Origin of the sequence: Marivirga aurantiaca (assembly GCF_016679925.1) — a bacterium.
Lineage (GTDB): Bacteria > Bacteroidota > Bacteroidia > Cytophagales > Cyclobacteriaceae > Marivirga > Marivirga aurantiaca.
The window spans coordinates 931,525-947,351 of record NZ_JAEQBW010000001.1; the positions used below are offsets into that span (position 1 = coordinate 931,525).

Below are 15,827 nucleotides of genomic sequence, written 5' to 3' on the forward strand. Positions count from 1 at the left end.
ATAAAAGTTCAAAAAGGATTGTGGTTTTGGCAGGACCCACAGCGGTAGGGAAAACAGCCCTGTCCGTACGCTTAGCTAAATATTTTAAGTCCGTTATTTTATCTGCAGATTCCCGACAATTCTATAAGGAGACTAATGTAGGTACGGCCAAACCTACTTTGGAAGAAATGCAGAATATTCCGCATTACTTTATCAATTCTTTGAGTATTCACGAAGATTATAATGTAGGTAAGTTTGAGAAAGATTCTCTGAATTTATTGCAGGAGCTATTTGATAAATTGGACACAGTTATAGTAGCAGGAGGTTCAGGTTTATACATTAAGGCTTTATGTGAGGGAATTGATGATATGCCATCCATTCCGACTGAAATCCGCGAAAGCTTAAATCAAACCTTCAAAGAAAAGGGAATTGGTTTTTTGCAGGAACAACTACAATTGACAGATCCTGCCTATTTTAAGATAGTAGATCAAAATAACCCTCAGCGCCTGATCCGGGCACTGGAGCTCTATGAGGCAACAGGTAAAAAGATGAGCTTTTACAGAGCACAAAGTAGTGAAATCGTCCGTCCTTTTGATATTATTAAAATCGGGCTTGAAAGACCCAGAGAAGAACTTTATGAAAGGATCAATGCAAGAATGGACCAAATGATTGATGAAGGTTTGTTTGAGGAAGCTGAAAAATTGTTGCCATTCAAGCACCTCAATGCTTTGCAAACAGTAGGCTACTCTGAGATATTCGGCTATTTACAGGGTGAATACGATAGGGAAGAGGCAGTAAGACTCTTAAAGCGTAATAGCAGAAGATATGCTAAGAGACAACTCACGTGGTTCAAAAAAGACCAGGATTTTAAATGGTTTAATCCGGGAAGTGAAGCGGAGATTATAGAGACAATTGAAAGTATAGTGAATTGTCATAATTAATACTGAATACCCAAAAAATCCCTCCATTAAAATGCCCTCAGCTCTTCTTTTTCACAATTGTAACAATAGCAATTTACTTTATTTTTTAATAAGCCTGATTTTAAAATTGATTTTCCCAATAATGCCCGAACGCTTTCCTGTATTCCTTCGGTAATGCTTGGGTGAGGGTGAACGCATTCAGCCAATTCTTCAATGCCTTTGTCCATACTAATTAATAGGGCAACTGCCTGTATGGCGGAAGAAGCTTGTTCACCTACCACACGCATGCCCAATACTTTCATTTCATCATCATCCGTAACCAGGAGTTTAATAAATCCCTGGGTATCTCTTTTGGCAATGGCCCTGGGAATCGTAGTGTAGTCTACTGTTACCGCTTTATAGTTTAAGCCCTGCTCTTTGGCCATTTTCTCATTCAATCCCACACCTGCCACTTCAGGGTTAAGAAACATAATGGTACTAATGTTTTCATACACCAGTTGGCGGCAGGGCTTACCAAATATCTTCTCAATGGCATACCTACCTTCCAATTCGCCCACATTCACTAAATTAATATCTGCCGTGATATCACCTATAGCATAAATATTCTTGACAGAGGTATTGGTGTCTGTATCTTCTATCCCTCTTCTATTCATTTTTATAGGTACAGCATCAGACCAGATGTTTTCATAGTTGGGTACCCTGCCTACTGAAATCAATGCTTTTTCTACTTCAAAAGTTTCAGTATGCCCATCAGAGAATTCCAATTGATATACCACCTGACCATCTTTTATTTCCATATTAACAAGAGTGGAATTTCTATGAATATGTACCCCTTGTTCTTCCAGTGTTTTTTCTATTACAGCCACAACATCCTGGTCTTCAAATGGAAGAATAGTGTCACCTTTATCTATCAGGTAAACTTTAGTTTGACCAAATCCGGCAAAAATGGTGGCATATTCGCAGCCGATAACCCCGGCACCTACAATCACCATGCTTTTGGGAAAGTCATCCATGTTCTCAATGGTATCGCTGGTGAGAATATGTTTTTCGTCAATTGGTATATTGGGTAAAATACGTGGGCGGCTACCTGAAGCAATAATAATGTAATCTGCTTCAACATCTGTATTTATGTTTTCTGTTGAGATTCTTATTGTATGTTCATCAATTATTTCAGCCGTTCCTGTTTGATAGTCAAGGTAAGTGTTATACTGCGAACTGTGTTTTAGCTGATTTAAATGGTCTTGCAATAAATCTATTCTTTCTTTTACTGCCTGGTTTACCTCAAGTTGAATTTCTTTCCAAATGGTGGCTGGGGCAGTCATATTATAGCGGGCAAGGTTTTTTCTAAATGCCAGCATATCGCGAGACAATTCCCACCAGGTTTTGGATGATAATGCACCATTGGTAATGCCCGCACCCCCTAAAGTGTTTTTCTCTATTAGAAGTGTTTTCTTTTTGAAATCCACTGCTCTCATGGCAGCGGCATAACCGGAAGGACCTGCACCAATTATCACCACATCATATTTTTCCATTGGATTTTTTTTTTGTTAAAAAGAATAGCTTGTAATTTAATAAAATAAATAATAATGAGGATTATTTAAATAAAAAAAAGCTACCTCATTGAGGCAGCTCCATTATTGGTGGCAAATTAAGAAAGAAATTCAATCATTCTTACCTCCAATATTAAACACGCATGTTAATGTTTCTTATTTTTTATTATTGACAAGATAGGTACTGAAGCTTTTACCATTTATTTCAGTGTACTTAGTGTCAATATCTCCATTTACTCTAAAATTCTTAAGATTTACGTCTCCATTTAATTTAGTGTATTTGAAATTCAGAAAATCTTCAAAAGTGGTATTACTAAAGTTAACACCATTTCTTATTTCCGTATATTTGAAATTGGCTTCTCTGTTAAACCTGGAGTTTGAAAAATTTATAATTTCATCAAACTCAGAATATTTAAAGTTGGCTTCTTCATTGAAAGTAGTACCTGAAAAGGTACTCATATTGTCAAATTCAGCATATTTAAAATTGGCACTTTCTTGAAAGTTCATTTGGGAAAAATTAGCTTCTTTATTGAATTCAGCATATTTAAAATTAGCTTCCCTTTTTATATTGGAGCCGGAAAAATCAATAGAGCCATCAAATTCAGAATATTTAAAGGCTGCACCTTCTTTAAATGTACAGTTCTGAAATATGACATTTTCATCAAAATTGGAAACGAAAGTGTATTCTGACTCATCATCATGAAAATAAGCCAATACATCATTGTTAAATGTACAGTTGATAAAAGTGATCCTGCCGGAAATATCATTTTCAATTTTATTGTCATCATAGCTCAACCATGATTTCCCGGGTAAATCTCCTTTCTTCTCTTCAAAGGGAGTGAAATCCAATACACCTTGAATAGTGGCATTTTCGTAAGTTACATCTTTGCCGGATTTGGCTAGTTGAACAATTTCAGTAGCACTGATTGACTGTGCTGATGCGGAATACATGCCTATTGATATAAACAGTATACTCAGTAGTAGGCTAATTTTTTTCATAATTTCTTAGTTTTAGTGAATATTGATATTTTGCTATTCAATAGATGTGCCTAAATGTTTAATGGTTGCATTAAACCTTAGTAATAATTGATTAAATCCCGTTTTGAGCTAAATAGGCTACATTACTCTCTTACAGGAGCTATAACGAAATCTTCAATTGTGTTCATAAATGAACATTGATTGTTCGGTTATGAGTTAAATAGAAAATGATGGCTTTTATTCAAGGATTAGAAAAGTTTACTCTTCCACAGGCTCTCTAAATCCTACCCAGGTAAATCTTTTGATTACATATTCAGGATTGGTCAGAGAAGCATTCCCTGATGGATTGCCTCCCGTTACGTGGAAATCCGAGAAGCCGGCATTCTGATTTACATAGATTCCTCCAGTCAGGTTAAAGCTTACAGGAGTTGCAGCCAATGACATGGCATCCATAATGGCATGTTTAGTGGTTTCATCCGTAGTATAAGCCCCGCAAGAAATAGCTCCATGATTTTCAGCTAACTCAGAAGCCAAAGCAATTGATTCCTCAGTGTTGCTGGTTTTTATCAGTAATACTACCGGTCCGAAAAGTTCTTTCTTAAAATTATCTTTATCCTTAGTACTCATCTCCACTACAACAGGTGTGGCTGTACGTGCATCCTTAAACATAGGATTTTCTATAGACCTGCTCTGAAGCCATACTTTACCTCCCAATCGTTTGGCATCCTCTGTATGGGCCACTGTGTTAGGGTTCTGAATAGCTCCTAATACAAAAGGCCCTGCTTTAGGGTTGTCCACCAGACCATTGATATTATCCACCAGTTTCTGTGCAAATTCTTCAAAGCTGATAGTCCCATTTGGGGTTTTAATACCACCTTCAGGAATAAAAAAGTTCTGAGGACAAGTACACATCTGCCCGGAATACAAACAAATTGAGAAAGCCAGATTTTGCGCTACTTTATCAATATCAATGGCAGAATCTAGAATGATGGAGTTGACTCCTGTTTTCTCAGTAAAAACTTCTTTGCCTTTTAGTTCTTCCAGGTATGATCCAAACGCAGATCCTCCTGTATAGTCGATTATTTTTACGGCAGGATCTTCTGCTAATTCCTTGGTGATCATTTTGTCATAAGTATCCGGGGCCAATTGGCACACATTAGGGTCAATGCCATTTTCTTTTAGTACTTTCTGAATTTCAGCTACTACTATTGCCATAGGTAATATCGCTCCGGGATGAGGCTTGACGATACAAGGGTTTCCAGTCACAAGAGATGCATATAGTCCTGGTACAGAATTCCAGGTTGGGAAGGTGCTACATCCCACCACCAGACTTATTCCTTTGGGAACTGCTCTCCAGCTTTTGTTAAGTTGAATATTGAATTTACCCATGGGCTTGTCCCACAGTTTGTTTTCAGGAAATCTTTTCAACTCTTTATAACCCATTGCCAATGCTTCAAGGGCTCTGTCAGCAGCATGAGGCCCTGATGCCTGGAAAGCCATCATATAACCCTGTCCTGTGGTATGCATAGTAGCATAGGCATTTTCAAAAAAGCGAGTTTTAAAACCTTCCAGACTTTCAACTAAAATTGCAGCCCTGTCATCAATACTTACATTTCTCCACTGGCTCCAGGCTGTTTTACTTCTACTGATTAAAGTAGAGGCACTGAAAGATGGATAAAGTATTCCCAGTGGTTTTTGTAAATAGGGTGACTCTTCCTGGCCCACCCATGCTTCAGGATCTGACTGTAATAAATCTTCAAATTTTTTATTTAAGCCGGCCTGAAATTTCTCTCTTCCATCCTTATCGGCTTCTTCACCGTATATTTTAGGAGAGGGATGTTCCGGATATTGTGCGTAAAATGCCCGGTCATGAATGGCATCTATTGCTTTATTTAAAGTTTCTTTGTGTTTTTTAAATAAACTCATCGATATTAATTTTTAAATTTGTGTTATTGTCAATGCCTAAATATACAGTTAAGATTTGAAGCAGGAAAATGCTTTTTGATAGATTGATGATTTTTTCAATCACATTTGATTTAATAAACCTATATGAAAAACATTTTACTAATATTTTTTTTACTTCTTTCAATCTTCCAAATACAGGCGCAACAAGAACCTTATGTGCCTGGTTTAATAGTTGTAAAATTTAAAGCTCAATCCCAAAAGGGCAGTTCTTCTTTTTTATTAAACGAGGAGTTGCTTAAAGGTGATAAGAGAATCAAGAAAATTAATAAAGTCATATCAGCCAAAGCCTTGCAAAAAAGGGGAGAAGATGAAAGTATTTTATCAGGTATCTATAAAGTGGATTTACTGGAAAGTGTAGATGAGGAGAGCTATATTAACTATCTGAAGTCTTTTTCCAATGTACAATATGCCGAACCTTATCCCAATGTTTACCCTTTGTACGTACCAAATGATCCGGAGTCAAAAATAGGAATGGCACAAGCATATTTAGAACAAATAAAGGCTTATTTATCATGGGATATTACCCAGGGGGATGCTACAAAAATTATCGGAATAATTGATACAGGTGTAGACCTGGAGCATGAGGATTTAAAAGGGAATCTGTACCTTAATACGGCAGATCCTATTGATGGAGTTGATAATGACGGGGATGGATATACAGATAACTACTATGGATGGGATTTTGCTGATGATAATAACAATCCGCAAGCTGATGGAAGCCCGCATGGAACCGGTGTTGCGGGAATTGCAGCGGCAGCTACAGACAATGGCACAGGTATGGCAGGAGTAGGGTTTGATACTAAATTTATGCCCATTAAAATTTTTAAATCGGAAACTAACTTTTCCCGAAATAGCTTTGAGGCTATTGTTTATGCCGCTGACATGGGTTGTGATGTGGTTAATTTATCATGGGGAAACACTGGAAGGTATTCCCAATATGCACAGGATATAATCAACTATGCTGTACTGGAAAATGATGTGGTGGTAATAGCTGCTGCAGGAAACACAAATGCCGAACTTAATTATTTTCCTGCTTCCTATGACAATGTTACTTCTGTAGGATTTGTAAACCAAAATGATGAGAAGGATCCAAATGCCACTTACAGCGATTTTATTGACATAGTGGCACCTGGAGTAAGCATCTATACTACTCAAAATAATGACACCTATGCTCGTGATGGTGGATCTTCCTATGCTGCCCCTATGGTGGCCGGGGCTGCTGCACTGGTAAGGGCAGTTCATCCGGAATGGAATGCTTTGCAGGTAATGGAACAACTGCGGGTCAATTCAGATGATATTTATGAAGTAGGAAATAATAGCGACTACCAATATAAGTTTGGAAAAGGAAGGTTAAATATTTTCAAATCACTGGCCGACTTTGATGACCCTGCCATTCGAATTTCGGATGTCCAATTTACCAATGGACTGGAGCAGGCTGCTTATTTCGGAGATACACTTGACATCACACTGCAATTTACCAACTATCTGGCAGCTACGGAAAATGTGGAAATAACTCTTACTTCGGAAAGTGAATTTGTCACTATCCTCAATAGTCATTTTACAATTTCCTCATTGGGAAATTTTGAAGAAATCAGTAATTCTACTACACCTTTCAAAGTGATCCTATCTGAAGATCTTCCTGAAAATGAAGCTATTAATTTCAGAGTGCTGATGGAAGGAGAGTTTTATTCCGACTATCAATCTTTCCAGATCCAATCAAGTCCGAAGATCAGGATTTTTGATTTTAATGGATGGCATTTTGGATTTACAGCAACAGGGAATTTAGGTAGAAGCTATGAAACCCCATTTGATAATTATGTGCTTCAATATAATGGAGTTGAATTACTTGAGCATTTTGGTGTAGCCATTGTTAATGCAGCGGATAGTATCAGCCAAAATACAGCCATTCAACCTAATTTCTTCAATTATCTTGAAGACTTCGAGTCAGTGGAAAGGTTAAAACGATATAATGACAATACTGCTGATCTGGATATAAGGAGTGTATTTAAAGAACAGGATACGCTATCCTCCCAAACAGGTTTATATGTTAGGCAAAGGCTTTTAGGATGGGATAGTGATGGGGAAGAACCTATCCTTTTATTGAAATACGATATAATGAACAGAGGCGATCAGCATTTGGACAGTTTGTATTTCCAATTGTTAGCCGATTGGGCAGTTGAAGGCCAATCCAGTAATAGAATCAGGTACGATTCTGCCACACAAATGTCCTATGCATATGATGAGGCAGAGAATAATTTTGTAGGCCTTGCTATTTTGGACAACCACGACTCTACTTTCTATGCACTGGATTTTGCTTCAGACAATGGACATACTTCCGATTTGATGAACGACTCGCTGACCAACGAACTTTTATGGAGCTATACCCATAACGCCTTTGGTAAAATATCTGCAGGTGATTTGTCCACTGGAAATAATATAGCAGGTTTACAAGGAATACGTTTAGCTGATTTTCCAAGTGGAGCTTCTGCAGAACTTTCCATTGCTTTATTGGCAGGAAATAACTTGCAGGATTTGAAAAATCTTGTGGAGCAGGCAAAGGTTCGTAATCATAGCATAAAACTCAATCCACCTTTAGGAAAACAGGTTTTCTTATGTTTGAATGATGCACCACAAGTTACAGCTCCGGATAAAAGTATTTATAAAATTTACGACTCGGTATTTTCGGACACACCTATATTTGAGGGACAATTGTTTGAACCGGGAGTTCTCCAAAATGATACTACTTTTTATTATGAAGAGGTAGATTCACTCGGTTTTTCCAGTTACAGAAAAAGTATGCCATTTACCATAGTCAAACCAAAAGCTAATTTTGAATTAATTGATCAACCTTTTTTACTCACTCCGAACAAAACAAATTCTTATTATTTTCAGGACCTTAGTGAAAATGCAGTGGCATGGAATTGGAGTTTTGGCAACGGATATGAATCTACAAAGAAAAACCCAAAAATATCATTTAATGAAGAAGGCAGCTTTGAAGTACAGTTGATAGTGGAAAACTATATAGGTTGTAAAGATACTATCACTCATACATTCGAAACTGCATGGAGAGCAATAACTCCGCAGATATCCTCAGTGGAAATATGCAAAAATGATCAACTGAGTATTGAAGATGCTTCCTTATCTGAAATCGTGATTTATTCTGATAGTCTAGCTACAGATCAAATATTCAAGGGGGCATCATTCCTGACAGAACCATTGAAGCAGGATACAATATTTTATGTACGAAATGAAGTGGGTGATTATCCCTCGGAAATATTGAAAGTAAATGTTACCATCGTTCCTATTAAGGCAAGTATGCAGCTGCGAACTGATATTAATTCTTCCATCGATAGTATGGTGGTGGTTGCGAAAAGCATTAGCTCCTATGCTGAACAAATCATTTGGTTAATAGGTGAAGAGGAAATAGGGAATGAAAATGAAGTGTACTTTAACCCTATGAGGTTAGATGAAAATCAACTAAAGCTGGTGGCGGTAAGCCAGTCAGGATGTAGTGATACCACTGTTTTTAATCCTTCTCCAAGTCCGGAACCTGAATTTCCTAATTATAGTTTATGCAAAAATTCGGATTTGTTGATAGAGGCCGCCAATTCTTCTTCTGTTTACTTTTTTGCTGATTCTACACTGGATGAATACCTTGGAAAAGGAAAGAGCATTACTATTGTGGACGTGACAGTTAATAGCATGGTATATGCCGTGAATGTGGAGGCAATTTATCCATCTGAAATTATAGAGGTGCCTATGTATGTGAGTGAATTATCAGCAGAATTTAGCATGTCTAAAGATACATTGAACCTGGCTTTTGATAGCGAAATTACCCTGATAGCTCAATCGGATGCAGCTAATAGTTGGGGATGGGAATTTGGGAATGGTTTAAAAAGTACTCATCAGGAAGTAATTGCACAATATGATTCTCCCGGCATATATACGATTCAATTGACAACGGAAGATTCTTTGGGATGCTCTGAAAGCACTTCTAAAACTTTAGTGGTGTTTGATGATCCTTTATTGGGAAACAGGAATGAGTTAAGGAAGTTTTTTTCCATTTTCCCCAATCCCGCCAATCAGTTTATCCATCTAAAAGGAGAGGGGGATTTCTCCTATGAATCATTAAAAATAATGGATATGCAAGGGCAGGAATTATTTTCTAAGAAAAATAATAAACCAACTCAACAAGCAGAGGTTATATCCACAAGTGCACTTCAAAACGGCTCCTACTATTTAGTGGTGAAGAAGGGGAAAAATGAGGCTGCTTTCATTTTTATTATTAATCGTTAATTATGCAAAAAAACATTTATGCAGAGCTTATCTCTATTGGAGATGAGATTTTATATGGTCAGACACTTGATACTAATTCTCATTGGATTAGTGGTGAACTTGATAAATTGGGCATAAGGGTAAAGCGCAAAGTTACAGTGGCGGATACTGAATCAGTTATCCTTGAGGCTATTGCTGAAGCAGAAGTGAATGCTGATATCATCCTCATTACAGGAGGTTTGGGGCCTACTAAAGATGATCTTACCAAACCCTGCCTTGCAAAATATTTCAATTCCGAAATGTACGTAGACCAACAGGTTTTGGCTGAGTTAAAAGAGCGTTTTGCCAGGAGGGGAAGAGAGTTGAATGCATTGAATAGCGGTCAGGCTGAATTACCTAAAAAGTGTAAAGTGGTACACAATAAATATGGTACAGCCCCGGGGATGTGGTTTGAAAAAGATGAAAAAATCCTTGTTTCTATGCCGGGAGTGCCCAGCGAAATGAAATATATGATGGAAGATACTGTGCTTCCTGAGTTAAAAAAGCGTTTTTCCACTCCTGTTTTAATCCACCAGATGGTAAAAACCGTAGGAATACCTGAGAGTATATTGGCAGAAAAGTTGGAAGATTGGGAAAATAGCCTGCCGGGGGAAATCAAGCTGGCTTATTTACCCGGACTGAACCAGGTGAAGCTACGGCTAACGGCTTCGGGTGAAGATAAAGTACATTTACAGCAATTGCTTGAAGCGGAGGTCAATAAACTCTACAAGCAGGTTGGGAAATATATTTATGGTACCGATGAAGGAAATCTTGCGCAGAAAGTAGGGGCATTACTGAAGAAACATGGTTTAACTATTGCGTGTGCAGAAAGCTGTACAGGTGGTCATTTATCCCAGTTGCTTACAGCCAACTCAGGAAGTTCTGAATATTACAGAGGGAGTATTGTTCCGTACCACAATGAATTGAAAATTAATTTATTGGGAGTTAAGAGTGAAACAATTGAGCAAAATGGTGCTGTAAGCGAAGCTACTGTGATTGAAATGGCAGAAAAAGTAAGAAAGTTGTTTGGGGCTGATATAGGTGTGGCAACCAGTGGAATTGCCGGGCCGACAGGAGGAACGGAAGAAAAACCTGTAGGAACAGTCTGGGTAGCTTTGGCTGATGAGCACGAAACCCAAACGAAATTGTTTAATTTCTCTTTTGACAGGGAGAGTAATATTGATATTGCGGCAAATTCAGTTTTAAATTTGGTCAGGAAAAAATTGAGCTCAAAATAATTGAGAAAAAGCCGATTAATCGTAATTTTGTACAAATATAATTTGCTATTTCAAATGCATTGTTTGAAGAAAATATGTAGTAGATTGGCAAATAATTAGAAGCATCGAATTTTTATTTTTAATAAAAGAAAGGTTATTTCATGGCAACTGTAGAAATGGTAATGCCCAAGATGGGCGAAAGTATAATGGAAGCAACAGTACTCACCTGGTTGAAAAAGGAAGGTGATACTATTGAACAAGATGAATCCGTATTGGAAGTGGCTACTGATAAAGTGGATACTGAAGTGCCGGCCTTAGAGGGAGGGATTCTTAAAAAAATACTGGCCAAAGAAGGTGATATCATCGGAGTTGGTAAGCCAATTGCCATTATAGAAACTGAAGCCGAAGGTGGCGGGGACAGTGCCCCCCAAACTTCAGAAGTAAATGAAGATAAAAAAGCTGAGGTAGTTTCTACTGCTCACACTCAAACGAAAGTAAGTACTCAGGGTGAAAACGGACAGGAAATTGCTGCTCATTCCGAATCAGGTAAGTTTTATTCTCCTTTGGTGCGTAATATAGCCAAGGAGGAAAACATTAGCATGTCACAACTGGAATCTATTCATGGGACCGGCAAAGATGGGAGAGTGACCAAAAAGGATATTCTTGGTTTTGTTGAAAACAGAGGAGAAATTTCCCAAACTACCGAAACACAACAGCAAGCAGCTCCATCTGCCACACAGGTAGCAGCACCTCAGGCTGCCCCTAAAGGAATGCCTGTTAGTATTTCAGGTGATGATGAAATCATTGAAATGGACAGAATGCGCAAAATGATTGCCGGGAGAATGGTAGACTCCAAGCGTATTTCTCCGCATGTTACTTCTTTTGTGGAAGCTGATATGACTGCTGTTGTTCAGTGGAGAAACAAATATAAAAATCAGTTCAAAGAACAAGAAGGTGGCAATTTAACCTTTACACCAATATTTGTAGAAGCTGTAGTAAAAGCTATAAAAGACTATCCTATGATTAACATCCAGGTAGATGGTGATAGGATAATCAAGAAAAAACGTATCAACATTGGTATTGCAGTAGCTTTGCCTAGTGGTAATCTAATTGTCCCGGTAATTAAGGATGCAGATCAGTTAAATATTCGTGGTTTGGCTAATAAAGTAAATGATTTGGCTAAACGTGCCAGGGAGAACAAACTGAAAGCGGAGGAATTGGAAGGAGGAACATTTACACTTTCTAATGTGGGTTCTTTTGGAAATGTAATGGGCACACCTATTATTATGCAGCCACAAGTAGGTATTCTGGCATTGGGTGCTATTGTTAAGAAGCCAGCTGTTCTGGAAACTCCTCAAGGAGATGTAATTGCTATCCGGCATAAAATGTTTTTGTCTCATTCTTACGATCACAGAGTAGTTGATGGTTCCTTAGGAGGAATGGTAGTTCGCAGAGTAGCCGATTACCTTGAGAAATGGGATTCTAAGAGAGAATTATGATTGAAGAAATTTCTCTCACCAGAGAATCAATAGAATATATAAGCAAATCCACTATAGTTGAAGCGAGTCTGAAAAGACTCGCTTTTTTTGTGTTCATGAATGTTGAGATAATAACTGTTTTTTAAAGTAAACATACTACCGATAAACATCCCTGGGAAAATTGGTAGGTAGAAACAAATCCATTCATCGAAAATACCAGAGTGAAAATAGATAATTCAAAGATTTATTTTAAATTTCTTGTAATCAAAGCATCCTGATTATGAGCACAAATGACAAAAAATTCCAATCAACCTCACTTGCTTCACCACCTAGTTTCCAGCTAATATTAAAAACGTTCAATAAATGGACACTGGTTTGGTTTGTATTGACTGCTTTAACCACTGTTATCTATGGTTATTATTTCCAATATGAGCTTTTGCAGGAGGGAAATTCCATAAGCTGGATTATAAGCTTAGCCGGATACTTTTTTTTATTTGGTTTAGGTCTCGCGATTCTGGTTTTATTTATTCATGATAAATTCCAGAGCAATGACCCCATCCAAAGGGTTTTTCCAGTAGTAATATGGGGGCGTAAGCTTCTCATTTTACTAGGTCCACTGTTCAGGCAATATCTTTTTGCCAACGATCAGGAAGAGCTTCCATATAATAGAATTACAAGAAATTGGATTTATGAGTCATCCAGAGGTGCGCGAAATACAATAGGATTTGGTACTCAACTTGATATGGACAAAGTGGGATCATACATTATTATGCCGGCTACATTTACGAATAAAAAAACTAAAACCGGAGAAGAAGTTGGGCATAAATATAAAAAAGTGATTGGCTTGCATACCGGTGTCATGTCTGTTACGCTTACTCACTTTGTCCATATTAGTGCTATGTCATTTGGTGCTTTATCGGGCAGGGCACATGAAGCCTTAAACCTGGGAGCTAAGATGGCGGGAATCCTTCAGAATTGTGGAGAAGGTGGATTGGCTCCCTGTCATGAAAAAGGAGGAGACATTATTTTCCAATTGGGCACCGCCAAGTATGGAGTGCGTGATGAAAATGGTTTATTGGATGATGATTTGTTACGGGAAACTGCCCAACATCCGCAAATTAAGATGTTTGAAATAAAATTGGCGCAAGGTGCAAAACCAGGAAAAGGAGGGATGCTTTTAAAAGAAAAAATCACTCCTGAAATAGCGAAGATCAGAAAAATACCAACGGGTAAAGATGCTTATGCTCCTGCACGGCATACCGAATTTAGTGATGTGGATGGGTTGTTTGATTTTATTGACAGGGTACGAAAGATTACCCAAAAGCCTGTTGGTATTAAAATGGTAATTGGCCATACTTCCGAAATAGAGGAAGTAGCTGCTAAAATGAGTGAGCAGCCGGGAAGAGGACCTGATTATATAGCCATAGACGGAGGGGATGGAGGTACAGGGGCTTCTCCATTGGTTCTGAGTTCCTACGCAGGATTGCCCATGAAACAAGGTGTTGCTGTAGCTGATTGGGCATTAAAAAAACACAAAGTTAGGGGTAGAGTAATAATCTTTGCCGCAGGAAAAATATCCACACCTATTGAGGTAGCCGTTGCCATGGCCTTAGGTGCAGATGCTGTTTATATCGCCAGAGGATTTATGTTTTCATTGGGATGTATCCAGGCACTTGAATGCCACACCAATAATTGTCCTTCAGGAATTGCCACTCAAAACAAAAGATTGGAAAGAGCTTTGAATGTAGAAGCTGCCGCCAGGAGAGTAGCCACTTATGCACAAACGCTTTATAATGAAACACAAATGTTGGCAGAAGCCTGCGGTTATGACAGCCCGGATCAGATTAATTCTGATGATATCATGGTAGTGACTTCTCCCGGCCATCTGGATTATTTATCGGAGCTTCATGGTATCTCGGCTTATGAAGCCAGTCTTGAAAGACAACGTGCAAGGGGAATGGGACTTAGTGTGGGCGAAATGAAAATGGCTGAAAATAAACAATAAATTTAAAGTGGCAGTAAAATTTCTTAGCAGGGTTTATATGTTTTTGGAGGAATACTGTATATTAACTCATGCTAAATATTAAATGAGATCACGGATACCGCTGTGGCGGCACAAGATAATTTTCTTTTTTTGAAAAAAATTAATCCCAATCAGAGACCGAGATGTAGTTTTACGTTAATTTTTAAAATTGACTTCAGGTTTATACAATATTCTCGTATCCCTGATTGTTGAGTGAAAAATAATTATTCAATAAGTTTGTCAGTGCAAAATTAATTTTCTGAACTTGCACCTTTATTTAATTAACAGCGTTACAACAATTCAAGTTATTCTACTAAATATTCTATGAAAATAAATGATCTGGCTACTACTAATCGACTATTGTTAATTTTGGTTATACCTGTAGCTTTCTATATATTACAAGTCTTGTCCTTTATTTTTATTCCGCTTATGTTTGCTATTTTTATAGCATTGCTATTCACTCCTATGATGCGATGGATGAAAAAGCGCAAGTGGCCCCATTTTGTTTCTTTAATAGCTGTGATCTGTATTTTGGTGCTTACTTTTTTTAGTGTGATTAAAGTGGTTCAGTTATCCGGGAAAGAAATACAGGCAGGTAAAAATGAAATATTTGAGAAACTTGATGACAAGGTTGAGAATTTAGTAACGCCTTTTTCAGACGTATTGGGTCTGGAGCAAGCCAATAATCAAAGTACTATTAAAAACATATTAGAAAGTGAGAAAGTAAGCGAAGCTTTTTTTCAGAATTTTCAGATTACTTTTACTTTGGTTAGGCATACGGTAGTGAATATTCTTATGACCTTGTTCTTTTTAATTCTACTATTGGCAGGATCGATGAATTTTAATGATATTTTGCGATCCACCATGTCAAGGGGGAAAACCCAATCTGTTAAAACCTTTGTGAAAGTAGAAAGGAGTATTTCGGAGTTTTTAAAAGTAAAAATATTTGTCAGCCTCCTTACAGGCCTTGCTTTTGGGATAATTGCATGGTCTTTAGGCATCAGTTTTCCTATATTTTGGGGACTATTTGCATTTGTTGTCAACTTTATACAAATGGTAGGCTCTATAATTGCCACTATAGTGGCCACTTTGTTTGCCTTTATTGAGTTGGAAGCTCCGGGAGCTATTCTGGCCGCTCTTTTATTATTCACAGGGGCTCAGGTTTTATTTGGTTCAATAATGGAGCCTATTTGGATGGGCAAATCTTTTTCCATCAATATAATAGTTGTGTTGGTGATGCTAATGTTCTGGGGCTTCCTGTGGGGGGTACCGGGTTTGATATTGGCTATTCCACTTACTGTATTAATGAAAACTATTATGGGAGAATTTGAAGGCACTAAAAAACTGGCTCAATTGATGTCCTGAAAAGCTGTTTGACAACCATATATTACCTCATATAATAA

At 37.8% G+C, this 15,827-nt stretch carries 9 protein-coding genes; 6 read left to right on the plus strand and 3 right to left on the minus strand.

The features are described from left to right. Positions 1–20: 20 nt before the first annotated feature. Positions 21–920, plus strand: coding sequence for a tRNA (adenosine(37)-N6)-dimethylallyltransferase MiaA (gene miaA / locus JKA74_RS03970; RefSeq protein WP_317193562.1), 900 nt, complete (start codon positions 21–23; stop codon positions 918–920). A gap of 26 nt (positions 921–946) precedes the next feature. On the opposite strand, the gene JKA74_RS03975 is transcribed toward miaA, so the two are convergent. The 3 genes from JKA74_RS03975 to paaN form a co-directional block, all read right to left on the minus strand. Continuing rightward, positions 947–2,431: a dihydrolipoyl dehydrogenase family protein gene (locus JKA74_RS03975; protein ID WP_201429857.1), complete on the minus strand. Its 1,485-nt coding sequence runs from the start codon at positions 2,429–2,431 to the stop codon at positions 947–949. A 174-nt stretch (positions 2,432–2,605) separates the two neighbouring features. Then, positions 2,606–3,448: a pentapeptide repeat-containing protein gene (locus JKA74_RS03980; protein ID WP_201429858.1), complete on the minus strand. Its 843-nt coding sequence runs from the start codon at positions 3,446–3,448 to the stop codon at positions 2,606–2,608. A gap of 237 nt (positions 3,449–3,685) precedes the next feature. Next, on the minus strand, positions 3,686–5,353 hold the full coding sequence (gene paaN, locus JKA74_RS03985; protein ID WP_201429859.1) for a phenylacetic acid degradation protein PaaN: 1,668 nt from the start codon (positions 5,351–5,353) through the stop codon (positions 3,686–3,688). 123 nt (positions 5,354–5,476) lie between these two features. Between paaN and JKA74_RS03990 the strand changes: the two genes are divergently transcribed. From JKA74_RS03990 to JKA74_RS04010, 5 genes are all read left to right on the plus strand, one after another. Further along, the gene (locus tag JKA74_RS03990; protein WP_201429860.1) at positions 5,477–9,688 is read left to right on the plus strand and encodes a S8 family serine peptidase; all 4,212 of its coding nucleotides are present in this window, start codon (positions 5,477–5,479) and stop codon (positions 9,686–9,688) included. Between the two features lie 2 nt (positions 9,689–9,690). Beyond that, positions 9,691–10,944, plus strand: a complete 1,254-nt coding sequence (locus tag JKA74_RS03995) for a competence/damage-inducible protein A (RefSeq protein WP_201429861.1) — start codon at positions 9,691–9,693, stop codon at positions 10,942–10,944. Positions 10,945–11,084: 140 nt separating this feature from the next. Continuing rightward, a complete protein-coding gene (locus tag JKA74_RS04000) occupies positions 11,085–12,422 on the plus strand; it encodes a dihydrolipoamide acetyltransferase family protein (protein WP_201429862.1) in 1,338 nt (445 codons plus the stop codon). 259 nt (positions 12,423–12,681) lie between these two features. Beyond that, complete coding sequence (locus tag JKA74_RS04005; RefSeq protein ID WP_201429863.1) at positions 12,682–14,406, plus strand: FMN-binding glutamate synthase family protein; 1,725 nt, start codon at positions 12,682–12,684, stop codon at positions 14,404–14,406. Positions 14,407–14,748: 342 nt separating this feature from the next. After that, positions 14,749–15,789, plus strand: coding sequence for an AI-2E family transporter (locus JKA74_RS04010; RefSeq protein ID WP_201429864.1), 1,041 nt, complete (start codon positions 14,749–14,751; stop codon positions 15,787–15,789). Positions 15,790–15,827: the final 38 nt, after the last annotated feature.

Excerpts from the sequence above, each read along its gene's own strand:
- JKA74_RS03975 (WP_201429857.1), bottom strand. The coding sequence starts at position 2,431 with ATGGAAAAATATGATGTGGTGATAATTGGTGCAGGTCCTTCCGGTTAT.
- JKA74_RS03980 (WP_201429858.1), bottom strand. The coding sequence starts at position 3,448 with ATGAAAAAAATTAGCCTACTACTGAGTATACTGTTTATATCAATAGGC.
- paaN (WP_201429859.1), bottom strand. The coding sequence starts at position 5,353 with ATGAGTTTATTTAAAAAACACAAAGAAACTTTAAATAAAGCAATAGAT.
- JKA74_RS03990 (WP_201429860.1), top strand. The coding sequence starts at position 5,477 with ATGAAAAACATTTTACTAATATTTTTTTTACTTCTTTCAATCTTCCAA.
- JKA74_RS03995 (WP_201429861.1), top strand. The coding sequence starts at position 9,691 with ATGCAAAAAAACATTTATGCAGAGCTTATCTCTATTGGAGATGAGATT.
- JKA74_RS04000 (WP_201429862.1), top strand. The coding sequence starts at position 11,085 with ATGGCAACTGTAGAAATGGTAATGCCCAAGATGGGCGAAAGTATAATG.
- JKA74_RS04005 (WP_201429863.1), top strand. The coding sequence starts at position 12,682 with ATGAGCACAAATGACAAAAAATTCCAATCAACCTCACTTGCTTCACCA.
- JKA74_RS04010 (WP_201429864.1), top strand. The coding sequence starts at position 14,749 with ATGAAAATAAATGATCTGGCTACTACTAATCGACTATTGTTAATTTTG.